Raw genomic sequence first — 24,666 nt, 5'->3', positions numbered from 1 at the left:
CGAACCAGATGCCTAACTGTGACGGAACTCCACCACGTCGCCGTCCTGCATGACGTAGTCCTTGCCCTCGAGGCGCGCCTTGCCCTTGGCGCGAGCCTCGGCGACCGAGCCGAGCGCGACGAGGTCGTCGAACGAGATCACCTCGGCCTTGATGAAGCCCTTCTCGAAGTCGGTGTGGATGACCCCCGCCGCCTGCGGCGCCTTCCAGCCCTTGCCGATCGTCCACGCGCGGGCTTCCTTCGGGCCGGCGGTGAGGTAAGTCTGCAGCCCCAGGGTGTCGAAGCCGATGCGGGCGAGCTGGTCGAGTCCCGACTCCTCCTGACCGGTGGATGCCAGCAGCTCCGCCGCGTCCGCGGGGTCGAGGTCGATCAGCTCCGACTCGATCTTCGCGTCGAGGAAGACGGCCTTCGCGGGGGCGACGAGCGCTTCGAGCTCGGCCTTGCGCGCGGCATCCGTCAGCACCTGCTCGTCGACGTTGAAGACGAAGATGAACGGCTTCGCGGTGAGCAGGCCCAGCTCGCGGATGGGTGCGAGGTCGAGGTTCGACGCGGACAGAAGTTCCCCGCGCTGCAGAGCGTCGCGCGCGGCGATCGCCGCCTCGAGCACGGACGGGTCGAGCTTCTTCCCACGCACCTCCTTCTCGTAGCGCGTGATCGCCTTCTCGAGCGTCTCGAGGTCGGCCAGCTGCAGCTCGGCGTTGATCGTCTCCATGTCGCCGCGCGGATTCACCGCACCGTCGACGTGCACGACGTCGTCGTCGGCGAAGCCACGGACGACCTGGGCGATCGCGTCGGCCTCGCGGATGTTCGCGAGGAACTTGTTGCCGAGCCCCTCACCCTCGCTGGCGCCGCGCACGATGCCGGCGATGTCGACGAACGAGACCGCGGCGGGAAGGATCCGCTCCGAACCGAACACCTCGGCGAGCTTCTCGAGCCGCGGATCGGGCAGGTTCACCACGCCGACGTTCGGCTCGATCGTCGCGAACGGATAGTTCGCGGCGAGCACGTCGTTCTTGGTCAGAGCGTTGAACAGGGTCGACTTGCCGACGTTGGGGAGACCGACGATTCCGATGGTAAGAGCCACGGGAGACCAGTCTAGATGCCGGACCCGTCAGCGCGCGGCGCCGCCGGCCTCGGGCTTCACAGCGCGGAACGCGTACGTCACGTACGGCAGCGACACCGTGGCATCCCCCGTCGCACCGATCTCGTCGAACAGCACCTCCAGCTCACGGTCGATCCGCGCGCGCTCCTCCGGCGTCGCCGTGATGACGTAGCTGCGCGAGTGCACCATCGCCATGAGCGCGGCGCGCGTGATCGGGCGCGCCCAGTGCCAGGTGCGGGATGCGAGCTCGCCGAAGGGCGCCGCCACCTCGGGCCCGCCGTCCGCCAGCAGCTGCTCGGCGTGGCTGCCCTTCGTGATCTCGGTCAGCCGCGCGACCCACGGCACGGACTCGTCGCGGATGTTCCAGACGAGGCCGAGCACTCCGCCCGGGCGGAGCACACGACCGATCTCCGCCGACGCCGCGACCGGGTCGACCCAGTGCCAGGCCTGCCCGAGCACGGCCGCGTCCGCGCTCTCGTCGGGCAGCGTGAGGTGCTCCGCGGTGCCCACGAGCGTCTGGATGCCCTGGAGCGCGTTCCGCAGCGCATCGAGCATCGCCGCGTCGGGTTCCACCGCGATCACATCCGTGCCGTGCTCGGCGGTGATCTCCGCGACGACGCGGGTGAGCTTGCCGGTTCCGGCGCCGATGTCGACGACCCGCGGGTGGGCGCCGGCCGGTTCGAGCAGCCACGCGACGGCCTCCGCCGGGTAGCCCGGCCGACCCTCCTCATACGCCGCCGCTTCGGCTCCGAAACTGTTCGCCATCTCGTCGCGTGTCGCCATGGTGCGACCATACCGCCCGCCACCGACGCAACATCATGCAACGTTGCGCGTTCTACCGTCGTCGCCATCGGGCGGAACGGCTCCGCCGAGAGGAAGTGATGTCAATGACGACTCTGACCGACACCCCCACCCGCGCCGCCGCCTCGGCGACGCCCACCACGATGCGCGCCGCGGTCGTGAAGACCTCGGGCGAACCCCTCGTGGTGGCGGAAGTCCCCCTGCCCACGCCGGGCCCGCGCCAGGCGCTCGTGAAGGTGATCACGACCGGCGTCTGCCACACCGACCTGCACGCCGCCCACGGCGACTGGCCGGTCGCTCCGAAAGCCGACCTCATCCCGGGCCACGAGGGCTACGGCGAGGTCGTCGCGATCGGCGACCAGGTGACGACGCTCGAGGTCGGCCAGAAGGTCGGCAACGCGTGGCTCTGGTCGGCGTGCGGCGTGTGCGAGTACTGCCGCACCGGCTGGGAGACCCTGTGCCCCGAGCAGCAGAACGGCGGATACTCCGTCGACGGCAGCTTCGGCGAGTACATGCTCGTCGACGAGCGCTTCGCCGCCCGCATTCCCGAAGGCGCCGACCCGGTCGAGGTCGCGCCGATCCTGTGCGCCGGGGTCACCGTCTACAAGGGACTCAAGATGACCGGGGTGCGCCCCGGCCAGTGGGTCGTGATCTCGGGCATCGGCGGGCTCGGCCACATCGCCGTGCAGTACGCACGTGCGATGGGCATGCGCGTGGTCGCGGTCGACGTCGACGACGCCAAGCTCGCGCTCGCGCGCACGCACGGCGCGGAGGTCGTCGTGAACGCCGCGCACGACGATCCCGGCGCCGCCGTGCAGGAGGCGATCGGCGGCGCGCACGGCGTGCTCGTCACGGCCGTGCACCCGCGCGCGTTCGGCCAGGCGCTCGGCGCGGTGCGCCGCGGCGGCACGGTCGTCTTCAACGGGCTGCCGCCGGGCACCTTCGACGCCGACATCTTCGACATCGTGCTGCGCGCGATCACGGTACGCGGCTCGATCGTCGGCACCCGGCAGGACATGATCGAGGCGCTCGACTTCTATGCCCGCGGCCAGATCCACCCGAGAGTGCAGGTCGAGACTCTCGACGACATCAACGACATCTTCGACCGCATGCAGCGCGGCGCGATCGAGGGCCGCATCGTGATGAAGTACTGACGAAGCGAGAGGATCCGGGAGGGGCGGCCGCAGCAGGGTCGCCCCTCCCGGTGTGTTCCGGGGGCGGTGGCGGCGCCGCGCGGCGCGGCACCGTGACGATTGCAGGAGATGGCGCGCGATGCGGCGGGAAATCCGGCCTAGCGGGGTGTGGAGCGCACCGAACTCCTGCGATCGTCACCGCGCGGCGCGCGCAGGACCGCGTCCGGGCGGCGGGGGCGCCAGAGTGCGGGGGTGTGAGGTGGCCGCAGTATGGCCGTCCCTCCCGATGCCGTTCGGGGGCGGCGCCGTGACGATTGCAGGGGATGGCGCGCGATGCGGCGGGAGATCCGGCGTGTCGCGGTGGGTCGCACACGAATCTCCTGCAATCGTCACCGAGCGGCGCGCGCATCCTGTCGGGGTGACGACGCGGGCGCCGGCCTGACGGCGCGCCGGGGCGCCTCCGCGGCGGCGGCGGTCGGCGGGGCGAGGGTGGGGAGGTGCCCTTGGATTTCACCGCGATCGACTTCGAGACCGCGAACTCCTCGAGCGCATCGGCCTGTGCCGTGGGCCTCGCCCGGGTGCGGGACGGGCACGTGATCGAGACTGCGGGCTGGCTCATCAAACCGCCCGCCGGGCACGATCAGTTCTTCGAGGTGAACATCGGCATCCACGGGATCCGGCCCGACCACGTCGCCGCCGCACCGACCTGGACCGATCAGCTCGGCGCCCTGACCGACTTCGTCGGCGACGACGTGCTCGTCGCGCACAACGCCGGATTCGACGTGCGGGTGCTCCGCACCGCCTGCGAGGCGACGGATGCCCCGTGCCCGCCGTACCGGTACGTGTGCAGCCTGCAGGCGTCGCGCAAGACGTACCGGCTCGACTCGTATCGGCTGCCGAACGTCGCCGCCGCCGCGGGATTCCTCGACTTTGCGCACCACGACGCCACCGCCGACGCCCTCGCCTGCGCGCACATCATGATCGATGCCGCACGCCGCGTCGGCGCCGACGACATCGTCGAGCTCGCGATGCTCCTCGGACTGCGCGTGCCGCAGATTCCGGGCGCATCCGTCGAGCCGCCCGAGGTGGCCGCTGGTTCGGCACGCCGGATGGCCTCCCCCGCGCGGTAACACCGTCGACTGCACCCGGGCACCCGGGCGGCCCGCCGCGGGCCGTTGTCTGCGCGTCGATCCGGCGATGTCGGAGGCCTGCGCCACGCTGTGATCATGGATGCCACCCTCGTCACCGCCCTCGTGCTGGTCAGTCTGCTCGCCGGTCTGCTGGCGGGCTGGTTCGCCGCCACGGCGCGGGCCGCGGAGCGCTCCTCGGAGGCCCTGGCCGGCCTGACCGCTCGCGCGGTCGCCGCCGAAGGCGCGCAGCGCTCCCTCACCGACCAGCTCGAGCAGCAGCGATCGCTCACCCGCGATCTCGGCGCGCAGACGCGCGCCGACCAGGCGGCGCAGCACGAGCGCGAACGCCGCGAGCAGGTGGTGCTGCGGGCCCTCGCGCCCGTGCAGGAGACGCTCCAGACGATGCAGCACAAGGTCGACGAGCTCGAGCGCGAGCGGCAGGCGCAGTACGGCTCGATCGCCGAGCAGCTGCGCCGCGCGCATGAGTCCGACGAGGCGCTCCGCGCCACGACCGAGTCGCTCGCGGGCGCGCTCCGCTCCAACGCGACGCGCGGCGTGTGGGGCGAGACGCAGCTGCGCCGGGTGGTCGAGTCGGCGGGCCTCACTCGTTATGTCGACTTCGATACGCAGTCCTCGGTCACCGCCGATGTCGGCGCCGGGCGGCCCGACATGATCGTGCGGCTGCCCGGCGAGAAGGCGCTCGCGATCGATGCGAAAGTGCCGCTCGACGCCTACCTCGAGGCATCCGCGATCCCGCTGACCGCGCAGGGCGAGCAGGCCGCGCAGCGGGCCCGACTGCTGCAGAAGCACGTCAAGGCGGTGCGTGCGCACGTCGACGCGCTCGCGGGCAAGCGGTATTGGACCGGCCTGCAGTCGAGCCCCGAGTTCGTCGTGTGCTTCCTGCCGACCGAATCGCTGCTCGCGGCTGCGCTCGAAGAAGACCCGGCCCTGCTCGACTACGCGTTCTCGCGGCGCGTTGCGCTGGCCTCTCCGGTGAACCTCTGGGCGGTGCTCAAGACCGTCGCGTACACGTGGACGCAGCAGGACGTCTCGACGGAGGCGCGGCGGCTCTTCGACCTCGGCAACGAGCTGTACCAGCGCCTCGGCGGTCTCGCCACGCACACCGACGAGCTGCGGCGTGCGATCGAGCGCACCGTCGACAGCTACAACCGGTTCGTCGGCTCGCTCGAGTCGCGGGTGCTCGTGAGCGCACGGCGTTTCCCCGGCATCGACGACACGCGGCTCGATGCGACGGCGACGCCGATGGCAATCGAGAAGAGCCCCCGCAAGCTGACGGCGCCGGAGCTCATCGAGCATCTGGGTGACGAAGAGCCCGACGCCGGGCGGGTGGGCGCCGACGTGGGCGACCTCAGGGGACGACTGTGAGCCCCAACCGGGGAGGCCCCCCGTTCGCGCGGGCGCGGGGTCAGCCGCCAGGGAAGAATCCGAGCAGCGCGACGACGCCGACCGAGACGCCGACGAAGGCGCCGATCATCCACCAGGCGCTGACCTGGTGCCCCTCGGGCATGCGCTTGCGGAGGAGGACATCGGGTCGACGGGCCGTGTCGACGGGGATCGGGATCTGCCCGGTCCTCGGACTACTGGCTGCGGTGGACATGTGAACCCCCGGTGATGACGTGGACGACGTGCAGGTCTCCGGTGACCCGCCCTCATTCTGCCAGAGTGCACCGCTCGATGGGTGGAAGCGGGCCGGGACTTTCGCCGCGAGCGGCGAAGGTCACAGCCACTTCGACGTCAGATGCTCCGAGCTGATCCGGCGGAGGGTGCCCGACGCGCCGCGCAGCACGACGCTCTCGGTCAGCACGAAGTCGCCATCACGGCGGACCCCCGCGACGAGCTCACCGTTGGTGACGCCGGTGGCGACGAAGATCGTGTTCTTGCCCTTCACCAGGTCATCGGCCTCGTATACCGTGTCGTCGACCTTGAGCCCCGCGTCGATGCCGCGCTGCTTCTCGTCGTCGTCCCGCGGCCACAGCCGGCCCTGGATGTGCCCGCCGAGCGCCTTGATCGCGCACGCCGTCGCCACGCCCTCCGGGCTGCCGCCGATGCCGATGCACATGTCGGTGCGCGCGTTGTAGCGCGCGGCATTGATGCCGCCGGCCACGTCGCCGTCGCTCATCAGGCGCGTGCCGGCGCCCGCGTCGCGGATCTCTTGGATGAGCCGCGCGTGGCGCGGCCGGTTCAGCACCGACACCACGAGCTCGTCGACGGGCTTTCCGAGCGCCTTGGCGAGCAGTCGGATGTTCTCCGCGACAGGGAGCCGGATGTCGACGACGCCGACGCCTGCCGGGCCCGTGACGATCTTGTCCATGTAGAACACGCTCGAGGCATCCAGCATCGTGCCGCGATCGGAGACCGCCAGCACCGACAGCGCGTTGTTGCGCCCCTCGGCGGTCAGAGACGTGCCATCGATCGGGTCGACGGCGATGTCGCACTGCGGGCCGCGGCCCGTCCCGACGTGCTCCCCGTTGAAGAGCATGGGCGCGTTGTCCTTCTCGCCCTCGCCGATGACGATCACCCCGTCGAAGTTCACGGTGGTGAGGAAGGCGCGCATCGCGTCGACGGCGGCACCGTCGGCGAGCTCCTTCTGCCCGCGTCCGATGAACGGGACGGACCGGATCGCGGCAGCCTCGGTCGCGCGCACGAGCTCCAGCGCGAGGTTCCGGTCGGGGTGGAGGGGACTCATGTCTGCGGTCAGGCTCACCATGCTCTGAGACTACGGCGATCGATCGCCGCGCGGGCCCGATTCGGTGCTGCGCCGCACGAAGGAATCGCGGTTCTTTCGCGCCGCGCGGTTTCGCCGCCGCCGACCGCTGCGGCGGCGGGCCGCTTTTGCCCGGTGAGCACCCCGCGCCGCGAACGCTCCCTTCGCTAGAGTGACCGGTGGAGATATCCGCAGACCTGAGGAGTGGAAATGCCCGTCGCAACCCCCGAGCAGTATGCAGAGATGCTGGACAAGGCGAAGGCGGGCGGGTACGCCTTCCCCGCGATCAACGCCTCCAGCTCGCAGTCGATCAACGCCATCCTGCAGGGACTCACCGAGGCCGGCTCCGACGGCATCATCCAGGTGACCACCGGTGGCGCCGACTACTTCGCCGGCCACACCGTCAAGGGCCGCGCGACCGGCGCCATCGCCTTCGCCAAGTTCGCCACCGAGGTCGCCAAGAACTACCCGATCACGGTCGCGCTGCACACCGACCACTGCCCCAAGCCGGCACTCGAGGACTTCCTGCTTCCGTTGATCGCGGCATCCGAAGAAGAGGTCAAGGCCGGTCGCAACCCGATCTTCCAGTCGCACATGTGGGACGGCTCGGCCCTGCCGCTGGACGAGAACATCGAGATCGCGAAGCAACTGCTCCCCCGCACGAAGAACATCAACGCGATCCTCGAGGTCGAGATCGGTGTCGTCGGCGGCGAGGAGGACGGTGTCAAGCACGAGGGCTCCAACGAGGCGCTCTACACGACGGTCGCCGACGTGTCGAAGTTCGTCGAGGCTCTGGGTCTGGGCGAGAACGGCCGCTACCTCGCGGCGCTGACTTTCGGCAACGTGCACGGCGTCTACAAGCCGGGCAACGTGAAGCTGCGCCCCGAGCTGCTCGGTGAGATCCAGGCCGGTATCGCGGAGAAGTTCGGCACGGGCCCCAAGCCCCTCGACCTCGTCTTCCACGGCGGCAGCGGCTCGACCCCCGAGGAGATCGCGACGGCCGTCGCGAACGGCGTCGTGAAGATGAACATCGACACCGACACGCAGTACGCCTTCACCCGCTCGGTCGCGGGCTTCATGTTCCGCAACTACGACGGCGTCCTGAAGATCGACGGCGAGGTCGGCAACAAGAAGCTCTACGACCCGCGCGCGTGGGGCAAGGTCGCCGAATCGGGGATGGCCGCCCGCGTCGTCGGGGCCACGCAGCAGCTGGGCTCTGCGGGTCACTCGATCAGCGCCTGATCACCGCGTCTGCGACACGCCCCGCCCTCTTCCGAGGGCGGGGCGTCTCGCTGTGCGGCCCGGCGGCGTCGCCGGAAGCGCACACGGACGCTCGTGGCGTCAGGCGCCGAAGTGCGCGACGATCGCCGGGTCGCCGAGGAGCGGCACGGTCAGGCACACGCTCACCACGATGAACGTGACGATCGCCCCGACCAGCGGAATCCACCACGCGAGCTTTCCCCGCGCGATCGCGCGCACCGACAGCGCGGCGGTCACGAGCCAGCCGACGACGAACACGCCGACGCCGATCCGGCCCCACAGGTCGCCCTGCGCGGTGTTCGTGAAGGTACCGTCGATGCCGGCGAGGTCCATCCACGACCCCGCGAACGCCGCGAAGTGCCACAGCTGCGGGATCGCGCTCGCGACGGTGACGAGCCCGTAGGCGAGCAGGATCAGCGTGATGACCCGGTCGGCGGTGCGGCTCGGCCGCGCCGCGCTGGTCGTCGGCCGGGGCGGTGGAAGGTGACGATCGCCGGATGCCCCGTGCCGGCGCGACGGCGAAGCGTCCGCCGCCGGCGCCGTGCGCCCCGCGGACGCCGAGCCCGACACCGACGCCGAACCCGGCTCAGACCCGGCACCCGCGCCCGGCGCGGGCACCCGGATCGCCGCGCGCTGCTCCTCGGGCGTCGCGTACTCGCCGTACTGCGGTCGCGCGCGCTCCGGCTCGCTCACGCGCCGGCCCGTCCCCCCGACTGCCGTCCGCCGAGCGCCCGCCCGTCGCGGCGGCCCGAGGCATCCTGGCGCAACTCTTTCGGCAGCGAGAACATGAGGTCCTCCTCCGCGGTGCGCACCTGCTCCACGTCGCGGTAGCCGGCACCGGAGAGCTCGTCGAGCACCTCCTGCACGAGCACCTCGGGAACCGACGCGCCGCTCGTGACACCGACGGTCTCGACGCCGTCGAGCCACGACTGCTCGATCTCGTGGGCGTAGTCGACGCGGTAGGCCGCCTTCGCCCCGTACTCCAGGGCGACCTCGACGAGGCGCACCGAGTTCGACGAGTTGGCCGAGCCGACGACGATCACGAGGTCGGCGTCCTGCGCAACCTTCTTGATCGCGACCTGCCGGTTCTGGGTGGCGTAGCAGATGTCATCGGACGGCGGATCGTTCAGCTCGGGAAAGCGCTCGCGCAGTCGCCGCACGGTCTCCATGGTCTCGTCGACCGAGAGCGTCGTCTGCGAGAGCCACACCACCTTCGACGGGTCCTTCACGACGACCGTGTCGGCGTCCTCCGGCGAGTTCACGACGGTGACATGGTCGGGCGCCTCGCCGGCGGTGCCCTCGACCTCTTCGTGACCGTCGTGGCCGATCAGCAGGATCTCGTAGTCGTCGCGCGCGAACCGCACCGCCTCGCGGTGCACCTTCGTCACGAGCGGGCAGGTCGCGTCGATCGCCTGCAGGCCGCGGTTCTCGGCGGCGCTGACGACCGCGGGCGAGACACCGTGCGCGCTGAAGACGACGTGCGCGCCCTCGGGAACCTCGTCGACCTCGTCGACGAAGATCGCCCCCTGCGCCTCGAGCTCGGTGACCACGTGGATGTTGTGCACGATCTGCTTGCGGACGTAGACCGGGGCGCCGAAGCGCTCGAGCGCCTTCTCGACGGCGATCACGGCGCGGTCGACGCCGGCGCAGTAGCCGCGGGGCGAGGCCAGCAGCACGCGCTTGTGTCCGACCACCGGGTTATCCTGAAGCCGTCCACGCGGCCCCGGTATGCGGGGCGAGGGAAGACGGACGGCTGTGCTGCTCACCCTTGTGATTCTACGGATGCCACGCTGGGCGCGGGCCGCACGCGCGCCCGACACGACATCACCGCACACGTCCGGACACGACAGGGAGCCCCGATGACCGCCTTCGCCCCGGCATCCGGCCAGACTCCGCCGCCCGATTCGGTGCACCCGCGGGAGTCGTCGCCGGAGGCCCCCACCTCGATCTCACGGCTCAACGAGACGATCCGCGGGTTCGTCTCGAACTGGGGTTCGGTATGGGTCGAGGGCGAGATCACCGCCTGGAACCTCCGCGGCGGCCACGTGTTCGGACGGTTGAAGGATGCCACGGGCGACGCCCTCATCTCCTTCCGGCTGTGGTCGTCGACGCTGCAGCGGCTGCCCGACGACCTGCGCGTGGGCAACCGGGTCGTCGCGTGCGTGAAGAGCGACTACTTCATGAAGTCGGGAGACTTCACCTTCACCGTCTCGGCGATGCGGCACACCGGCCTCGGCGACCAGCTCGCCCGTCTCGAGCAGCTGCGCGCGCAGCTGCGACGCGAGGGCCTGTTCGACGAGTCGCGCAAGAAGCGCCTGCCGTTCCTGCCGCACGTGATCGGACTCATCACCGGGGAGCGCAGCGACGCCGAGAAGGACGTGCACAGGAACGCCGAGCTGCGCTGGCCGCAGGTGCGCTTCCGCACCGCGCACGTCGCCGTGCAGGGCGAGCGGTGCGTGCCGGAGACGCTCGCCGCGCTCGCGACCCTCGACGCCGACCCCGAGGTCGACGTCATCGTCATCGCCCGCGGCGGCGGCGACCCGCAGACGCTCCTCGGTTTCAGCGACGAGCGGCTGCTGCGAGCGGTGGCCGCGGCATCCACCCCGATCGTCTCGGCGATCGGTCATGAGAACGACCATCCGCTGCTCGACGACGTCGCCGATCTCCGCACCTCGACGCCGACGGATGCCGCGAAGAAGGTCGTCCCCGACGTCGCCGAGCAGCGGGCCCTCGTGCAGCAGCTGCGCGCCCGCGCGCGCACCCGCCTCACGCAGCGGATCGCGCACGATGTCGCCCAGCTCGAGCAGCTGCGCACGCGCCCCGTGCTGCGCGCGCCCGAGGGCATGCTCGTCGCGCGCTCGCACGAGCTGTTCGCGCTCACCTCGCGCGGGCGCGACGTCGTGACCCGACAGGTGCACGAGGGCGAGCGGCGCGTCGCGCAGCTGCAGGCCTCGCTCGCCGCCCTCTCCCCCGGCGCGACCCTCGCCCGGGGCTACGCGATCGCGCACCTCGAGGGCGGCGTCATCGTGCGCGAGGCGACCCAGGCGCCCGCCGGCGCCGCGGTGGTCGTCACCGTCGCCGAGGGATCCTTCGCGGCACGCTCCGACGGCCCCGTCGCCGAGGCGGATGTCTCCTGACGCTCCCGCCCCGAACGGGGCGAAGCGGTGTCGGAGGCGACCCTAAGATGAGAGTATGACCGCCGACCCCGCTGCCGACGTCGCGAGCCTCTCGTTCGAGCAGGCCCGCGATGAGCTCGTGCGGGTGGTCGCCGAGCTCGAACAGGGCGCACCGACCCTCGAGCAGTCGCTGAGCCTGTGGACCCGCGGCGAGGCGCTCGCGGCCCGCTGCGAGGAGTGGCTGCTGGGCGCCAAGCGTCTTCTCGACGCCGCCCGGCCCTCCACCGGAGACGCCTGATGCGGGGGACGTGCTGATGGCCGGTCCGCGCATCGTCGCCGAGCTCGGCCGCCCCGAGACTCCGCAGGAGACGGCCGACCGCAAGGCCGCCTCCTCCGCCAGGTACCGGTCGAGCAAGACGTTCCGAAACCTCGTCGCGGCGCTTCTGATCACGATCGCCGTCGTCGCCGTCGTCTACCTGGGCGTGCCCCGCGGCTCGCTCGCCGAGCCCGAGCCGGCCGATGTCCCCGCCGCCGCGGCGGCGGCCGAGGCATCCGTCGGCAGACCCGTCCTCGTCCCCGAGGTCCCCGAAGATTGGCGAGCCAACTCGGCCCGTCTCGAGGGCGGCATGTGGCGCGTCGTCTACGCCCCCGCGAGCGGGTTCGTCCGCGTCGCCCAGGGCCTCGACGCCCCCGACGACTGGGCGAGCCGCGAGATCGGCGGCTACGCCCCGACCGGCACCGTCACGATCGACGGCATCACGTGGGACGAGTACCGCATCCCGAGCGCGGGGCGCACCGACTCGATCTCCTACGCACTGTCGACGCCCGTCGGCACCGACACCGTGCTCGTCTACGGTGCGACCGACGCCGCCACCGCCGCGATCGCGGCCGAGGGCGTGACCGACCAGATCCGCACCCTGCGCGAGGAGACGCCATGATGGATGCCGCTGTCACCGCACGACCGACGCCGGCGGATGTCTGGGCCGAGATGCGCGAGGGCAACGCCCGCTTCGTCGCGGGCGAACCCCGCCACCCCCGTCAGGACGTGGAGCGCCGGCACGTGCTCGCCGCGGCGCAGACCCCCCGCGCGGCCCTGTTCGGCTGCGCCGACTCGCGCCTGGCGGCGGAGATCATCTTCGATCAGGGCCTCGGCGACCTGTTCGTCGTGCGCAACGCCGGGCAGGTCGCGTCGGACTCGGCCGTCGCGAGCCTCGAGTACGCGGTCGCCGCCCTCGACGTGTCACTCATCATCGTGCTCGCCCACGACGCGTGCGGCGCGGTGCGGGCCGCGATCGACTCGACCGCGCTCGACTCCCCCGAACTCCCCCCGCACATCTGGCGCCTGATCGCCAAGATCGTGCCGGCGGCGCGCACCGTGCTCCGCGCGAGCGGCGGCATCGACCCGCGCGAGCTCGACGCCGAAGACGTCGGCATCGCGCACCTGCACAACACGATCGACGACCTGCTGGCCTCGTCGCGCCTCATCGCCGACGCCGTCGCCGAAGGCCGCGTCGGCATCGTCGGCGCGAACTACCGACTCAGCGAGGGCACCGCGGTGCCGCACGTGGCCGTCGGCATCGGCTCCTGACGGCGACGCGAAGCGCCGACCTACCTTCCGGACACCCGAACACCCCCACCACGAGGACGTGATACCCATGACCGAGAGCACCGAGTACCGCATCGAGCACGACACGATGGGAGAGGTGCGCGTTCCGAAGAACGCCCTCTACGCCGCGCAGACCCAGCGCGCCGTGGAGAACTTCCCGATCTCCGGCTCGGGGCTCGAGTCGACCCAGATCGCCGCGCTCGCCCGCATCAAGAAGGCGGCCGCCCTCGCCAACAAGCAGCTCGGCACCCTCGACGGCGACATCGCCGACGCGATCGCCGCGGCCGCCGATGAGGTCATCAGCGGCCGCTACGACGACCAGTTCCCCGTCGACACCTACCAGACCGGCTCGGGCACGTCGTCGAACATGAACATGAACGAGGTGCTCGCGACCCTCGCCACCCGGCACCTCGGGGCGCCGGTGCACCCGAACGACCACGTCAACGCGTCGCAGTCGTCCAACGACGTCTTCCCCACCTCGGTGCACATCGCCGTCACGCAGGCGCTCATCGACGACCTGATCCCGGCGCTCGACCACCTCGCCGTCGCCCTCGAGGCGAAGGCGGAGCTGTGGAAGGATGCCGTGAAGTCGGGCCGCACGCACCTCATGGATGCCACGCCGGTCACCCTCGGCCAGGAGTTCGGCGGCTACGCCCGCCAGATGCGCCTGGGCATCGACCGCGTGCAGGCCGTGCTCCCCCGCGTCGGCGAGGTGCCGCTCGGCGGCACGGCCGTCGGCACCGGCATCAACACGCCCACCGGCTTCCCGCAGAAGGTCATCGAGCTCCTCGCCGCCGAGACCGAGCTGCCGATCACCGAGGCGAAGGACCACTTCGAGGCGCAGGCCAACCGTGACGGCCTCGTCGAGGCATCCGGCGCCCTCCGCACGATCGCGGTGTCGCTGACCAAGATCAACAACGACATCCGCTGGATGGGCTCGGGCCCGAACACCGGGCTCGCCGAGCTGCACATCCCCGACCTGCAGCCGGGTTCGTCGATCATGCCCGGCAAGGTGAACCCCGTCGTCCCCGAGGCGACCCTGATGGTCTGCGCCCGCGTCATCGGCAACGACGCGACCGTCGCCTGGGCCGGGGCGTCCGGCTCATTCGAGCTCAACGTCGCGATCCCGGTCATGGGCACGGCCCTGCTCGAGTCGATCCGACTACTCTCCAACGCGCTGCGCGTGCTCGCCGACAAGACCATCGACGGCCTCGAGGCGAACCTCGAGCGCGCCGCCGCCTACGCCGGCATGTCCCCCTCGATCGTCACGCCCCTGAACAAGCTGATCGGCTACGAGGCGGCGGCGAAGATCGCCAAGCACGCGGTCGCCGAAGGCATCACCGTGCGCGAGGCCGTCATCGATCTCGGGTACGTCGAGCGGGGCGAGCTGACCGAAGAGCAACTCGACGCGAAACTCGATCTGCTGTCGATGACCCACCCTGGTTGATAATCGTCAGTGTGAACCGCACCGCCGGCGCCGCACGGGTGAGCACCGCCCGCCGCCCCCGCACGCTCGGCCTGGTTCTCGCGACGGTGGCGGCGGGGTTCGCGGTCACCGCGATCGGCGTGCTCATCGCGCTCGTCGCGACCTCGGCGGAGGTGTCCTGGCCCGCGGTGGCGGTGTTCGGCGTGGGCGCGGTGGCGACCCTCGGGGTGACCGCGATCGTCGGGTGGGCGCTCCTCGCTGAGGCGCCCGCCGCGGCATCCACCGACGGCGCGGAGGCCTCGTTCGACGCGCAGCGGCGCCTGCTCGACGACGTGCGCCATGAGTTGAAGACGCCGATCACGATCGTGCGCGGGCACCTGGAGCTGATGGATCCGAACGATCCCGTCGACACCGCGGCGACGCGGGAGCTCGGCATCGCGGAGCTCGACCGCATGACGCGCCTCATCGGCGACATCGATCTGCTCGCCGCCGTCGAGGCCGACAGCTTCTCGATGGGCGACGTCGATCTCGCGGAGCTCACCCGCCGCGTCGCCGACCTCGTCGGGGTGATCGCCGGCCACACCTGGCGGGTCGAGCAGGAGGCGCAGGCGATCGTCCGCGGCGATCGCGACCGGCTGCTGCAGGCGTGGCTGCAGCTGGCCGACAACGCCGCCAAGTACACCCCCGAAGGCAGCCCGATCGAGATCGGCAGCGCCGTGCATCCGTCGGGCGCGCAGCTCTGGGTGCGCGATCACGGCCCCGGCATCCCGCCCGCCATGCGTCACCGCGTGTTCCGCCGCTTCGACCGCGGCGCCGGCAAGCGCTCGGTCGGCGGATCGGGCCTCGGGCTCGCGATCGTCGACGCCATCGCGAAGGCGCACGGCGGCCGCTGCACCGTCGCCGAGACGCCCGGCGGCGGCGCCACGCTGACCCTCGGGATCCCCATCGGTACCCGCGCATCCCTTCCCATGCCGGTGCGCGCCGGCGACGTCGTACTCCAGCGAGAGGCCTCCGGATGACCCGCATCCTCGTCGTCGATGACGAACCCCACATCCTCGCCCTGGTCACCCGGGCGCTGCATGCCGACGGGCACGAGACCGTCGTCGCCGAGGACGGTCAGGCGGCCCTCGATCGCGCGCTCGAGGGCGATATCGACCTCGTCATCCTCGACGTGGGGTTGCCGAGCCTCGACGGCTTCGAGGTGCTGCGGGCGCTCCGCGCCGGTGGCGAGCGAATGCCCGTGATCATGCTCACCGCGCGGTCGTCGACGAGCGACGCGGTCGACGGGCTGGATGCCGGAGCGAGCGATTACGTGCCGAAGCCGTTCTCGGTCGCCGAGCTGATGGCGCGTGTGCGGTCGCGGCTGCGGGAGCGCACCGGCGCGGTGACGATGGTGCTCTCGCAGGGCGATGTGACCCTCGACATCCTGGCGCGGCGGACGACCGTCGCGGGGCGCGAGGTCGACCTGTCGGCGCGCGAGTTCGCGCTCGCGGAGCAGTTCCTGCGCCACCCCGGCGCGGTGCTCACCCGCGAGGTGCTGCTGAGCCGCATCTGGGGCATGGACTTCGACCCGGGCTCCAACGTCGTCGATGTGTACGTGCGCTACCTGCGCGCGAAGCTCGGCGCCGACCACATCGTGACCGTGCGCGGCGAGGGCTACCGCTGGGAGTAGACCCGTCGGGCCCCGCCCCGGCCCCGCGGCCGCGCCTCGACCGCGGCGGTCAGCTGAGCTCGCCCTGCTCCAGCAGGTCGGTCACGAGCGCGGCGATGGCGGAGCGCTCCGAGCGAGTCAGCGTGACGTGGCCGAACAGCTCGTGGCCCTTGAGGGTCTCGATGACCGACGCGACCCCGTCGTGCCGGCCGACCCGCAGGTTGTCGCGCTGGCCGACGTCGTGCGTGAGCACGACCTTGGAGTTCTGCCCCATCCGGCTCAGCACCGTGAGCAGCACGTTCCGCTCGAGCGACTGCGCCTCGTCGACGATCACGAAGGCGTCGTGCAGGGAGCGGCCACGGATGTGGGTGAGCGGCATGACCTCGAGCATGCCCCGCGCGACGACCTCTTCGAGGACGTTGCCCGAGACGACGGAGCCGAGCGTGTCGAACACGGCCTGCCCCCACGGGTTCATCTTCTCGGCCTGATCGCCGGGCAGGTAGCCGAGCTCCTGACCGCCGACGGCGAAGAGGGGCCGGAACACGATGACCTTCTTCTGCTGCTGACGCTCGAGCACCGCCTCGAGACCCGCGCACAGGGCGAGGGCCGACTTGCCGGTGCCGGCGCGGCCGCCGAGCGAGACGATCCCGACCTCCGGGTCGAGCAGCAGGTCGATCGCGATCCGCTGCTCGGCGGAGCGCCCGTGCAGCCCGAACACGTCGCGGTCGCCACGCACGAGCTTGTACGCGCCGTCACCGGTCACCCGGCCGAGCGCCGAGCCGCGCTCGGAGTGGATGACGAGGCCCGTGTTCACCGGCAGTCCGCGCACCTCGTCGCTCGAGGCGACCTCGCTCTCGTAGAGGTCGCTGATGTCGTCGCCCGAGACGTTCAGGTCGGCGATGCCGGTCCAGCCGCTGTCGACGGCCTGCTCGGCGAGGTACTCCTCGGCGTGCAGGCCGAGCGAAGCGGCTTTAACGCGCATCGGCAGGTCTTTCGAGACGATCGTGACCTCCTGTCCGTCCTGGGCGAGGTGCGTCGCGACCGACAGGATGCGGGTGTCGTTGTCGCTCAGGCGGAGGCCGGCCGGCAGCACCGAGGCATCCGTGTTGGCGAGCTCGACGCGCAGCGTGCCGCCCGCGCCGACCGGAACCGGGAAGTCGAGGCGTCCGTGTTCGACGCGCAGCTCGTCGAGGTGGCGCAGCGCCTGGCGGGCGAAGTAGCCGAGTTCGGGATCGTGTCGCTTGGCCTCGAGCTCGGTGATCACGACCACCGGCACGACGACCGAATGTTCGGCGAACCGGAAGAAGGCCCGCGGATCGCTCAGCAGCACCGACGTGTCGAGCACGTAGGTGCGGAGGTCCTGGTCCACCTCCGCCGCGGTGTCGAGGTGCTGCTGCTCTGGAACTCGTGTGGTCACGACCCACTCCCGCCCCGGGTGAGGATCACCCGGCAGTCTCGAGTCGACCAGGGCCACGAGTCGTGGTGAGGCCGACCCGACCGGGCGCCTTGCCCGATGTGATGAACGTACGGCCGCCGTGGATGCCACCGCAGGCGCGACACGCCGCGCTCAGGTTGCCGTGGTGTTAATTCTCGGTGCGGCCGTCGTTGTCCGGCGCGGCGTCGTCGATGGTGGCGATCACGATCTCGTCATCGGCGGCGTCGACCGCGTCGTCGACGGCGGCCTCGGCGTCGAGCGCGTCGTCGGGCACCGCCTCGATCTCCGACACGGTCTCCGCCCCGGGGACGGCGCCCGTCGCGGGTTCGGCCCACGCGTCGCCTTCCGGGCGCGTCTCGGGCGCCGGCGGCGCGTCGATCACCTCGATCGTGATGATCTCGGCCGCGCTGATCTCCCCGCCGGGGTCGCCGCCGAAGTCGACCGCGCTGACGCGGCGGCTGGCCGCATCGGCGAGGGCGTCGCCGAGGAGCAGCAGGCTGTCGGCGCCGGTGCCGACGTGCGCCGACACGCGGATGCTCGCTCCCCGGGCCGTGACGGTGACGCCGTGGTTGGCGAGGGCCGCGGCCAGCGCCGAGGCGTCGGCCGCCGCAGGCAGGAGCGTGACGATGCCGGCGTGGGCTTCACGCGGCGTCATCACGGGCACCTCGTAACGATCGGCGAGGTGCATGACCTCCTGCGCGCGAGCGCGGACGGCCGCAGCGATGGGCGCGACGCCGACGTCGTCGATGTCCCGCAGCGCCGCGGCGAGCCGCGAGGCCGCCAGCGGGTCGGAGGGCGCCACGGAGTAGGCGGCCGCTCCCGGCAGCACCCCGGGGACGCCGAGGGTGCCGGCGTCGCCGAGCATGCCGGAGATCCCCGACAGCACCGCTTCGATGCGGTCGCGCGCCGCCGGTGAGAACCGCGCGAAGCCGGTCCCCCGCCCGGAGCGCAGCCATTTGTAGCCATTGCCGGTGATGACATCGGCCGCGCGCCAGTCGACGTCGACGACGCCGAAGGCCTGGATGGCATCGACGATGAGCAGACGGTCGCCGATCGCCTCCCGGATGGCGGGGAGGTCGACGAGGGCCCCGGTGCGGTAGTCGACGAGACTCAGCGCCACCGCGGTCACGTCGTCGTCGAGGGCGTCGACGATGGCATCCGTCGTCACGATGCCCTCGGGCGGGTCGATCTCGCGAACGGCGAGCAGTCCGCGCGCCGCGGCCGCCCGTGCCGCGGAGAGCCGCACCGCCGGGAAGTCCTGCGCGGGAACGACGACGGTGCCCTCGAGGCCGAACATGGCGTGCAGCAGACCGTGGGTCGTCGAGGGCTGCAGCACGATCTCGTCGCCGGGCACGTCGAGCAGCTTCGCGACGAGCGTGCGCGCTTCCGCGGCGCGAGCGCCGACGAGGTCGATCCCGGCGCGCCGTCCGGTGCCGAGCAGTTCGGCGTCGGCGCTCATCTCCGCGCGCACACTCGGGGAGAGGGGGCCGAAGCGGGCCCAGTCGAGATATCCCGGTTCGACGTCGAACGAGTCGATCAGAGTGTCCACATCGTTCACGTCTGCCATTGTCTCACGCGCCGGTCGCGCGTACCGATCAGCCCCCGAAGCGGCGGTCGCGGGTCGCGTAATCGCGGATCGCCCGCAGAAAGTCGACCTCGCGCAGATCGGGGCCGAGCGCCTCGACGAAGTAGAACTCGGAGTGCGCCGACTGCCAGAGCAGGAAGTCGCTCAGGCGCTGCTCCCCCGACGTCCGGATGACGAGGTCGGGGTCGGCCTGACCGCCGGTGTAGAGGTGCTCGCCGATCTGCTCGGGGGTGAGACTCGCGGCGAGCTCTTCGAGCGAGCCGCCGACCCGCTGGTGCTGGGCGATGATGCTCCGCACCGCGTCGACGATCTCGCCGCGACCGCCGTAGCCGACGGCGAGGTTCACGTGCAGTCCGGTGTTGCCGGCGGTGCGCTCCTCGGCCGTCTTCAGCACGCGGGCGAGATCGGCGGGCAGGCCGTCGGCGCGGCCGACGTGCTGCACCCGCCAGCCGGGCTCCTGGGAGAGCTCGTCGGCGAGTTCCGCGATGATCTCGATGAGATCCGACAGCTCCTGCGAGTCGCGCTTGCGGAGGTTGTCGTTCGAGAGCAGGTACAGCGAGACGACACGGATGCCGAGCTCATCGCACCAGCGGAGGAACTCGTGCATCTTGGCCGCACCGGCCCGGTGGCCCTCCGCGACCGTCGCGTAGCCCGACTGGCGCGCCCAGCGCCGATTGCCGTCGATCATCATCGCGACGTGGTGCGGGACGGTCTCGGGGGTGAGCAGGCGCCGGAGTCGCGAACTGTACAGCCGATAGAGGAACCCTCTCCCCTCACCCGGCGCCGACGCTGTCACCCCCCTACGCTACCGTGCCCGGGCGTGAGCCCGCGTGTCCGCGTATGTGCGCGACGGCATACGCCGCGCCCTAGGCTCGGACCGTGCCCGAACCCACACCCGATGAGGGCGTCGACATGCCCCAGCTGCCTCTGATCGAGGCGGCCGAGGTCAGCGCGAACTCCGAGATCAAGCCCACGTGGCGCGGATGGATCCACGCCGGCACCTTCCCCGTGGCGATCGCCGCGGGCATCGTGCTGATCGCGCTCGCCGACGGCGCCGCGGCCAAGTGGGCCTGCGCGATCTTCATGGCGACCTCGGTGCTGCTGTTCGGGAACTCCGCGCTCTACCACCGCTTCAACTGGGGCCCGCGCACCAAGGCGGTGCTCAAGCGCATCGACCACGCGAACATCATGCTGCTGATCGCGGGCACCTACACGCCCATCGCCGTGCTGGCCCTTCCCCCGCAGAAGGGCACGGTGCTGCTCGTGCTCGTATGGACGGGGGCTCTCCTCGGCATCCTCTTCCGCGTGTTCTGGATCAACGCGCCGCGCTGGCTGTACGTCGCGCTGTATCTGCTGCTCGGCTGGGCGGCGGTCATGTACCTCGTCGACCTGCTCGAGGCGAACGTCGCGATGATGGTGCTCGTCATCATCGGCGGCCTCCTCTACACCGGCGGCGCCGTCTGCTACGCGCTGAAGAAGCCGAACCCCTGGCCGGGGCGCTTCGGCTTCCACGAGATCTTCCACGTGTGCACGGTGCTCGCCTTCCTGTGCCACTGGACGGCGTGTCTGCTGATCGCGCTCGACCCGGTGGTGCCCTCGCTCGGCGCGCCCGCCTGATCCGGCGCGGGCATTCGCCGCACGGTCAGCGCCCTGCGCCGCCGCGGGGGTCGATGTCCTGGTCGTCGACGTCGGTCGCGCGCTCGGCGGACTCGCCCTGAGCCTCGGCCTGCGCCTCGGCATCCAGCTGCTCGTTGACGTCGGCGCGGTAGCCGGCACGACGGATGCGTCGCAGCATGTCGATGATGAGGAACACCACGACGACCGCGATGAGCGCGATCGCGACGAACCCGACGAACCCGGGAGTGACCGAGTCGGGGTCGACCGTCATCGAGGGCGAGGGCGTCGCGAGCCCCGCGTGCCGCGCGGAGGCGGCGATCCACTCGGTCGCGGAGGGAAGTGTCAGCATCGTTCCTCGCTTCGTCGTTCCTCGGCGGCGCGCGCACGGCGTAGCCTGGAACTCCAGTCTAGATCGCCCACCTCCACCGCGAAGACCCACGATGCCCTCCACCCCCGACGTCACCGCGCACGACGACACCGCGACGCTGTCGCCCGAGGTCCGTGCCGAGCTCGACGATCGCTACGGCCGCACGCGCGGGCGTCGCCGAGGCCTCTGGATCGCGGTCGGCGTGGTCGCGGTCGCCCTCATCGGGTACTTCGGCTGGACGACAGTCGCACAGTCGATGGACTCCGTCGACGTCGACAACACCGCCTTCCACTCGGTCGACGCGCACTCGGTGACGATCGAGTTCCAGGTGACCCTCCGGCGCGGCGCGGCGGTCACGTGCGCGGTCGAGGCGCAGGACACCGACCACGGCGTCGTGGGGTGGCGGATCGTCGAGTATCCGGCCAGCGACGCGCACAGCCGCAGCTTCACCGAGACGATCCCGACCGTCGCCGAGGCGACGACGGGTTTGGCGACCTCCTGCTGGATCCCGTAGTCTGAGGCGACACGACGCGCCCCGGCTGCCTGCCGGGGCGTTCGGTTTACCCCGGCAGGGCCGGGCGAACCCAGCACGACGCACCCGTGCGGCAGAGCCGCACGTTCCCCCGATGCAAGGAGAGACGCGTGGCCGAGAACACGGAGACCTTCCTCACCCAGGACGCCTACGACCGGCTCGCCGCAGAGCTCGAGCACCTGTCGACGACGGGACGCACCGAGATCGCGGCGCGCATCGAGGCCGCCCGCGAAGAAGGCGACCTCAAGGAGAACGGCGGCTACCACGCCGCGAAGGACGAGCAGGGCAAGCAGGAGGCGCGCATCCGCACGCTGCAGCAGTTGCTGAAGGAGGCCGTGGTCGGCGAGGCTCCCGAGGCCGACGGCATCGTCCGCGGCGGCACGGTCGTCACCGCGATCGTCGCCGGCGGCGAAGAGGTGTTCCTCCTCGGCAGCCGCGAGATCGCCGCCGGTTCCGAGCTCGACGTCTACAGCGAGGCGTCCCCGCTCGGCGCGGCGATCCTCGGCCTCGCCGTGGGCGCCAAGACCTCGTACACGGCGCCGACGGGGCGCGAGATCCCCGTCGAGATCGTCAAGGTCGACACCTACACCGGCCAGTAGGCCGCGCCCAGGCATCCTGCGCCTCACGAAGGCAGGACAAATCACCGAGGCAGGACGGAACCCGCGGGTTTCGTCCTGCCTCGGTGATTTCGCCTGTGTCGGTGACGCACGCGGACGGCGACGGATGCCCCGACGCGGTCAGTCCTCGACGACGCGCGGGTGGAAGCCCGCGGCATCCAGCACGCTGATCACGTGCGCGCGGTGCTCCTCGCCGCGCGTTTCGACGCTCAGCTGCAGGATCACCTCGCTGATCTGCAGCCCCTGGCCGTGCCGTGTGTGCAGCACCTCGATGACGTTGGCGCCGGCGATCGAGAGCAGCTCCGACACGCGGGCGAGCTGGCCCGGACGGTCGGGCAGCGGGATCTGCAGCGTCATGTAGCGCCCGGATGCCGCGAGGCCGTGTGCCACGACGCGCTGGAGCAGCAGCGGGTCGATGTTGCCGCCGGAGAGGATGACCGCGCTCGGGCCGCTGGCCCGCACCTTGCCGGCGAGGATCGCGGCGACCCCGACCGCACCGGCGGGCTCGACGACCTGCTTGGCGCGCTCGAGGAGGTTCAAGAGCGCACGGGCGATATCGTCGTCGCTGACCGTCACGACCTCATCGACGAGCTCGCTGATGACCTCGAAGGTCAGCTCCCCCGGGCGCGCCACGGCGATGCCGTCGGCGATCGTCGGCGTGGTCTCGACCGTGAGCGGCTCGCCGGCCGCGAGCGAGGCGGGGTAGGCGGCCGAGTTCTCCGCCTGCACGCCGATGACCCGTACGGTGCGCCCCTCGGCCGCCGCACGCGCCTTGACGGCGGCGGCGACACCGGCGATGAGCCCCCCGCCGCCGATGCCGACGATGACCGTCTCGAGGTCCTCGACCGCGTCCCACAGCTCGAGTCCGAGCGTTCCCTGCCCGACGATCACGTCACGGTGGTCAAACGGGTGGATGAGCACCGCCCCGGTGCGCTCGGCGTACTCCGCGGCGAGGCGCAGCGGCGTCTCGACGGTCGCGCCCTCGAGGATCACCTCGGCGCCGTACCCGCGCGTCGCGAGGAGCTTCGGCACGGGCACACCGAGCGGCATGAAGATCGTGGCGTGGATGCCGAGCTTCTGCGCCGCGAGCGCGACGCCCTGCGCGTGGTTGCCGGCGGATGCCGCAACGACACCCCGCGCGCGTTCTTCCGCGCTCAGCCGGGAGAGCCGGTAGGTCGCGCCGCGGATCTTGAAGGAGCCGGTGCGCTGCAGATTCTCGAGCTTCAGATGCACGGGCGCGCCGAGCACGTCGGAGAGGTACTCCGACTCGTCGAACGGGGTCTGCACGATGACGGGGCGCAGCACGGCGGCGGCGTCTTCGAACTCCGCCAGGGTCGGGATGGTCACGCGGTCGTCCCCCTGCTTCGCGGCACGGTACTCCAGATCAGATCGGCCTCGGACGGCGGCGCCGACCCCCCGTGGTGCCGGTGGGAGAGGTAGACCGCGACGACGTTGATGAAGGCCGCGATCGGCACCGCGAACAGGGCGCCGGGGATGCCCGCGATCATCGCGCCGCCGGCGACGACGAGCACGACGGCGAGCGGATGCACCTTGACGGCCGCTCCCATGAGGAGCGGCTGCAGCACGTGGCCCTCGAGCTGCTGCACGCCGAGCACGACGATGATCATCCAGAACGCGATCCAGGGCCCGTTGTAGACGAGCGCGAGGAACACCGCGAGCGTGCCGGTGACGATCGCGCCCACGAAGGGCACGAAGGCGCCGAGGAAGACGAGCACCCCGATGGGGATCGCGAGCGGCACGCCGAGGAGGAAGGCGCCGAGCCCGATGCCGATCGCATCGATCGTGGCGACCAGCAGCTGCGTGCGCGCGTAGGTGACGACCGTCGCCCAGCCCGCGCGGCCGGCGCCGTCGACGTCCGCGCGCGCGCGGCGGGGGAACAGGCGCACCACCCAGCGCCAGATGCCGGCGCCGTCGGCGAGGATGCAGAGCAGGATGAACAGCGACAGCACGGCGCCGGTCGCGACGTGCCCGACGGTCGATCCGATCGCGAGCGCGCCGGACCAGAGGAGCTCCGCCTGCTGCTGCAGGAAGGTCCATGCCTGCCAGAGCACGCTGTCGATCTGGGCTTCGGTGAGGTGCAGGGGGCCCTCGACGAGGTACTGCCGCAGCTGCTGCACCGACTCGAGGGTGCGGGCGCGCACGGAGCCCCACTCGCGGCTGATCTGCCAGACGGCGAGCCACAGCAGGCCGCCGATCACGGCGAAGGTGCCGATCACCGACACGACGATCGCGAGCCACCGCGGCACCCGGTGGCGCAGCAGCCAGGTGAATCCGGGCCAGATCAGCGCCGCCACGAGGATCGCGACGAGGAGCGGCACGACCAGCAGCTTCAGCTGGATGACGATCCAGATGAGGATGCCTGCCGCCACCGCGATCACGACGAACCGCCACGCGTAGGCGGTGGTGACCTTGAGGCCGTGGGGCAGCCCCGCGGAGATCTCCGTGGTCACGGTCCGCTCGGGGTTCCGCAGGGATTCCAGCAACGACGGCCGGGGCTTGCGCTCCCCGCCGGTCTCATCCGCGCCGCTCATCCGCTCAGTCTA

Annotated in this window: 26 protein-coding genes; 14 read left to right on the top strand and 12 right to left on the bottom strand. The window is 71.4% G+C overall.

Annotation, left to right across the window (positions count from 1 at the left end; all coding sequences use genetic code 11):
- Positions 1-12: 12 nt before the first annotated feature.
- Both ychF and LOK55_RS07270 read right to left on the bottom strand, forming a co-directional pair.
- Positions 13-1,083 (bottom strand): redox-regulated ATPase YchF, encoded by a 1,071-nt coding sequence (gene ychF / locus LOK55_RS07275; protein ID WP_229934842.1) that lies wholly within the window; start codon positions 1,081-1,083, stop codon positions 13-15.
- A 27-nt stretch (positions 1,084-1,110) separates the two neighbouring features.
- The gene (locus LOK55_RS07270) at positions 1,111-1,884 is read right to left on the bottom strand and encodes a class I SAM-dependent methyltransferase (protein WP_229934841.1); all 774 of its coding nucleotides are present in this window, start codon (positions 1,882-1,884) and stop codon (positions 1,111-1,113) included.
- Positions 1,885-1,988: 104 nt separating this feature from the next.
- Between LOK55_RS07270 and adhP the strand changes: the two genes are divergently transcribed.
- The 3 genes from adhP to rmuC all read left to right on the top strand — a co-directional run bounded on the left by adhP (position 1,989) and on the right by rmuC (position 5,551).
- On the top strand, positions 1,989-3,056 hold the full coding sequence (gene adhP, locus LOK55_RS07265; RefSeq protein ID WP_229934840.1) for an alcohol dehydrogenase AdhP: 1,068 nt from the start codon (positions 1,989-1,991) through the stop codon (positions 3,054-3,056).
- Positions 3,057-3,532: 476 nt separating this feature from the next.
- Complete coding sequence (locus tag LOK55_RS07260) at positions 3,533-4,165, top strand: exonuclease domain-containing protein (protein ID WP_141379636.1); 633 nt, start codon at positions 3,533-3,535, stop codon at positions 4,163-4,165.
- 96 nt (positions 4,166-4,261) lie between these two features.
- Positions 4,262-5,551, top strand: a complete 1,290-nt coding sequence (rmuC, locus tag LOK55_RS07255) for a DNA recombination protein RmuC (protein ID WP_229934839.1) — start codon at positions 4,262-4,264, stop codon at positions 5,549-5,551.
- 40 nt (positions 5,552-5,591) lie between these two features.
- Here the strand turns inward: rmuC and LOK55_RS07250 are convergent, their stop codons facing one another.
- Both LOK55_RS07250 and glpX read right to left on the bottom strand, forming a co-directional pair.
- A complete protein-coding gene (locus tag LOK55_RS07250) occupies positions 5,592-5,783 on the bottom strand; it encodes a UDP-N-acetylmuramyl pentapeptide phosphotransferase (protein ID WP_141379634.1) in 192 nt (63 codons plus the stop codon).
- A 120-nt stretch (positions 5,784-5,903) separates the two neighbouring features.
- A complete protein-coding gene (gene glpX, locus LOK55_RS07245) occupies positions 5,904-6,893 on the bottom strand; it encodes a class II fructose-bisphosphatase (RefSeq protein WP_141379633.1) in 990 nt (329 codons plus the stop codon).
- 207 nt (positions 6,894-7,100) lie between these two features.
- Between glpX and fbaA the strand changes: the two genes are divergently transcribed.
- The gene (gene fbaA, locus LOK55_RS07240; protein WP_229934838.1) at positions 7,101-8,132 is read left to right on the top strand and encodes a class II fructose-bisphosphate aldolase; all 1,032 of its coding nucleotides are present in this window, start codon (positions 7,101-7,103) and stop codon (positions 8,130-8,132) included.
- Positions 8,133-8,231: 99 nt separating this feature from the next.
- On the opposite strand, the gene LOK55_RS07235 is transcribed toward fbaA, so the two are convergent.
- Together LOK55_RS07235 and LOK55_RS07230 are read right to left on the bottom strand one after the other, a co-directional pair.
- The gene (locus LOK55_RS07235) at positions 8,232-8,843 is read right to left on the bottom strand and encodes a DUF6264 family protein (protein ID WP_141379631.1); all 612 of its coding nucleotides are present in this window, start codon (positions 8,841-8,843) and stop codon (positions 8,232-8,234) included.
- Positions 8,840-9,844: a 4-hydroxy-3-methylbut-2-enyl diphosphate reductase gene (locus LOK55_RS07230; RefSeq protein ID WP_308066648.1), complete on the bottom strand. Its 1,005-nt coding sequence runs from the start codon at positions 9,842-9,844 to the stop codon at positions 8,840-8,842. The genes LOK55_RS07235 and LOK55_RS07230 overlap by 4 nt, the downstream gene beginning before the upstream one ends.
- A 165-nt stretch (positions 9,845-10,009) precedes the next feature.
- Here LOK55_RS07230 and xseA point away from each other — a divergent pair, with 165 nt between their 5' ends.
- From xseA to LOK55_RS07195, 7 genes are all read left to right on the top strand, one after another.
- Positions 10,010-11,287: an exodeoxyribonuclease VII large subunit gene (gene xseA, locus LOK55_RS07225; protein ID WP_229934836.1), complete on the top strand. Its 1,278-nt coding sequence runs from the start codon at positions 10,010-10,012 to the stop codon at positions 11,285-11,287.
- Between the two features lie 55 nt (positions 11,288-11,342).
- The gene (locus LOK55_RS07220; RefSeq protein WP_196324034.1) at positions 11,343-11,564 is read left to right on the top strand and encodes an exodeoxyribonuclease VII small subunit; all 222 of its coding nucleotides are present in this window, start codon (positions 11,343-11,345) and stop codon (positions 11,562-11,564) included.
- A gap of 16 nt (positions 11,565-11,580) precedes the next feature.
- Positions 11,581-12,204, top strand: coding sequence for a DUF4245 family protein (locus tag LOK55_RS07215; protein WP_229934835.1), 624 nt, complete (start codon positions 11,581-11,583; stop codon positions 12,202-12,204).
- Positions 12,201-12,854, top strand: a complete 654-nt coding sequence (locus LOK55_RS07210; protein ID WP_229934834.1) for a carbonic anhydrase — start codon at positions 12,201-12,203, stop codon at positions 12,852-12,854. The genes LOK55_RS07215 and LOK55_RS07210 overlap by 4 nt, the downstream gene beginning before the upstream one ends.
- A 67-nt stretch (positions 12,855-12,921) precedes the next feature.
- Complete coding sequence (locus LOK55_RS07205) at positions 12,922-14,319, top strand: aspartate ammonia-lyase (RefSeq protein ID WP_229934833.1); 1,398 nt, start codon at positions 12,922-12,924, stop codon at positions 14,317-14,319.
- Positions 14,320-14,330: 11 nt separating this feature from the next.
- On the top strand, positions 14,331-15,317 hold the full coding sequence (locus LOK55_RS07200) for a cell wall metabolism sensor histidine kinase WalK (protein WP_229934832.1): 987 nt from the start codon (positions 14,331-14,333) through the stop codon (positions 15,315-15,317).
- The gene (locus LOK55_RS07195) at positions 15,314-15,970 is read left to right on the top strand and encodes a response regulator transcription factor (protein ID WP_141379624.1); all 657 of its coding nucleotides are present in this window, start codon (positions 15,314-15,316) and stop codon (positions 15,968-15,970) included. Before LOK55_RS07200 ends, LOK55_RS07195 begins: the two co-directional genes overlap by 4 nt.
- A 49-nt stretch (positions 15,971-16,019) precedes the next feature.
- Here the strand turns inward: LOK55_RS07195 and LOK55_RS07190 are convergent, their stop codons facing one another.
- From LOK55_RS07190 to LOK55_RS07180, 3 genes are all read right to left on the bottom strand, one after another.
- Positions 16,020-17,366 carry a PhoH family protein gene (locus tag LOK55_RS07190; RefSeq protein ID WP_229934831.1) on the bottom strand — a complete coding sequence of 449 codons (1,347 nt, stop codon included), beginning with the start codon at positions 17,364-17,366 and terminating at the stop codon, positions 16,020-16,022.
- Between the two features lie 166 nt (positions 17,367-17,532).
- Positions 17,533-18,951, bottom strand: a complete 1,419-nt coding sequence (locus LOK55_RS07185; protein WP_229934830.1) for an aminotransferase class V-fold PLP-dependent enzyme — start codon at positions 18,949-18,951, stop codon at positions 17,533-17,535.
- 28 nt (positions 18,952-18,979) lie between these two features.
- Positions 18,980-19,765 (bottom strand): isoprenyl transferase, encoded by a 786-nt coding sequence (locus LOK55_RS07180; protein ID WP_141379622.1) that lies wholly within the window; start codon positions 19,763-19,765, stop codon positions 18,980-18,982.
- Positions 19,766-19,881: 116 nt separating this feature from the next.
- On the opposite strand from LOK55_RS07180, the gene LOK55_RS07175 reads away from it, so the two are divergent.
- Complete coding sequence (locus LOK55_RS07175) at positions 19,882-20,586, top strand: hemolysin III family protein (protein WP_229934898.1); 705 nt, start codon at positions 19,882-19,884, stop codon at positions 20,584-20,586.
- Between the two features lie 25 nt (positions 20,587-20,611).
- On the opposite strand, the gene LOK55_RS07170 is transcribed toward LOK55_RS07175, so the two are convergent.
- A complete protein-coding gene (locus LOK55_RS07170; protein WP_229934829.1) occupies positions 20,612-20,935 on the bottom strand; it encodes a hypothetical protein in 324 nt (107 codons plus the stop codon).
- 91 nt (positions 20,936-21,026) lie between these two features.
- Between LOK55_RS07170 and LOK55_RS07165 the strand changes: the two genes are divergently transcribed.
- Positions 21,027-21,467: a DUF4307 domain-containing protein gene (locus tag LOK55_RS07165; RefSeq protein ID WP_229934828.1), complete on the top strand. Its 441-nt coding sequence runs from the start codon at positions 21,027-21,029 to the stop codon at positions 21,465-21,467.
- Between the two features lie 128 nt (positions 21,468-21,595).
- Entirely contained in the window at positions 21,596-22,084 is a 489-nt protein-coding gene (greA, locus tag LOK55_RS07160) for a transcription elongation factor GreA (RefSeq protein ID WP_141379618.1), read from the top strand.
- A gap of 138 nt (positions 22,085-22,222) precedes the next feature.
- Here greA and ilvA read toward each other — a convergent pair whose 3' ends face one another.
- Positions 22,223-23,449, bottom strand: coding sequence for a threonine ammonia-lyase (gene ilvA / locus LOK55_RS07155; protein WP_229934827.1), 1,227 nt, complete (start codon positions 23,447-23,449; stop codon positions 22,223-22,225).
- Positions 23,446-24,654 (bottom strand): AI-2E family transporter, encoded by a 1,209-nt coding sequence (locus LOK55_RS07150; RefSeq protein WP_229934826.1) that lies wholly within the window; start codon positions 24,652-24,654, stop codon positions 23,446-23,448. Before LOK55_RS07150 ends, ilvA begins: the two co-directional genes overlap by 4 nt.
- Between the last annotated feature and the right edge of the window lie 12 nt (positions 24,655-24,666).

The organism is Microbacterium sp. F2E (genome assembly GCF_020905435.1).
In the GTDB taxonomy this organism is placed as follows: Bacteria; Actinomycetota; Actinomycetes; order Actinomycetales; family Microbacteriaceae; genus Microbacterium; species Microbacterium lacticum.
This window is presented reverse-complemented; position numbering and strand designations above follow the sequence as displayed.

What these genes read in the sequence shown, in the direction of transcription:
- LOK55_RS07270 (WP_229934841.1), bottom strand. Translation starts at nt 1,884, where the DNA reads ATGGCGACACGCGACGAGATGGCGAACAGTTTCGGAGCCGAAGCGGCG.
- adhP (WP_229934840.1), top strand. Translation starts at nt 1,989, where the DNA reads ATGACGACTCTGACCGACACCCCCACCCGCGCCGCCGCCTCGGCGACG.
- rmuC (WP_229934839.1), top strand. Translation starts at nt 4,262, where the DNA reads ATGGATGCCACCCTCGTCACCGCCCTCGTGCTGGTCAGTCTGCTCGCC.
- LOK55_RS07250 (WP_141379634.1), bottom strand. Translation starts at nt 5,783, where the DNA reads ATGTCCACCGCAGCCAGTAGTCCGAGGACCGGGCAGATCCCGATCCCC.
- glpX (WP_141379633.1), bottom strand. Translation starts at nt 6,893, where the DNA reads ATGGTGAGCCTGACCGCAGACATGAGTCCCCTCCACCCCGACCGGAAC.
- fbaA (WP_229934838.1), top strand. Translation starts at nt 7,101, where the DNA reads ATGCCCGTCGCAACCCCCGAGCAGTATGCAGAGATGCTGGACAAGGCG.
- xseA (WP_229934836.1), top strand. Translation starts at nt 10,010, where the DNA reads ATGACCGCCTTCGCCCCGGCATCCGGCCAGACTCCGCCGCCCGATTCG.
- LOK55_RS07220 (WP_196324034.1), top strand. Translation starts at nt 11,343, where the DNA reads ATGACCGCCGACCCCGCTGCCGACGTCGCGAGCCTCTCGTTCGAGCAG.
- LOK55_RS07215 (WP_229934835.1), top strand. Translation starts at nt 11,581, where the DNA reads ATGGCCGGTCCGCGCATCGTCGCCGAGCTCGGCCGCCCCGAGACTCCG.
- LOK55_RS07210 (WP_229934834.1), top strand. Translation starts at nt 12,201, where the DNA reads ATGATGGATGCCGCTGTCACCGCACGACCGACGCCGGCGGATGTCTGG.
- LOK55_RS07205 (WP_229934833.1), top strand. Translation starts at nt 12,922, where the DNA reads ATGACCGAGAGCACCGAGTACCGCATCGAGCACGACACGATGGGAGAG.
- LOK55_RS07195 (WP_141379624.1), top strand. Translation starts at nt 15,314, where the DNA reads ATGACCCGCATCCTCGTCGTCGATGACGAACCCCACATCCTCGCCCTG.
- LOK55_RS07185 (WP_229934830.1), bottom strand. Translation starts at nt 18,951, where the DNA reads ATGGCAGACGTGAACGATGTGGACACTCTGATCGACTCGTTCGACGTC.
- LOK55_RS07175 (WP_229934898.1), top strand. Translation starts at nt 19,882, where the DNA reads ATGCCCCAGCTGCCTCTGATCGAGGCGGCCGAGGTCAGCGCGAACTCC.
- LOK55_RS07170 (WP_229934829.1), bottom strand. Translation starts at nt 20,935, where the DNA reads ATGCTGACACTTCCCTCCGCGACCGAGTGGATCGCCGCCTCCGCGCGG.
- LOK55_RS07165 (WP_229934828.1), top strand. Translation starts at nt 21,027, where the DNA reads ATGCCCTCCACCCCCGACGTCACCGCGCACGACGACACCGCGACGCTG.
- LOK55_RS07150 (WP_229934826.1), bottom strand. Translation starts at nt 24,654, where the DNA reads ATGAGCGGCGCGGATGAGACCGGCGGGGAGCGCAAGCCCCGGCCGTCG.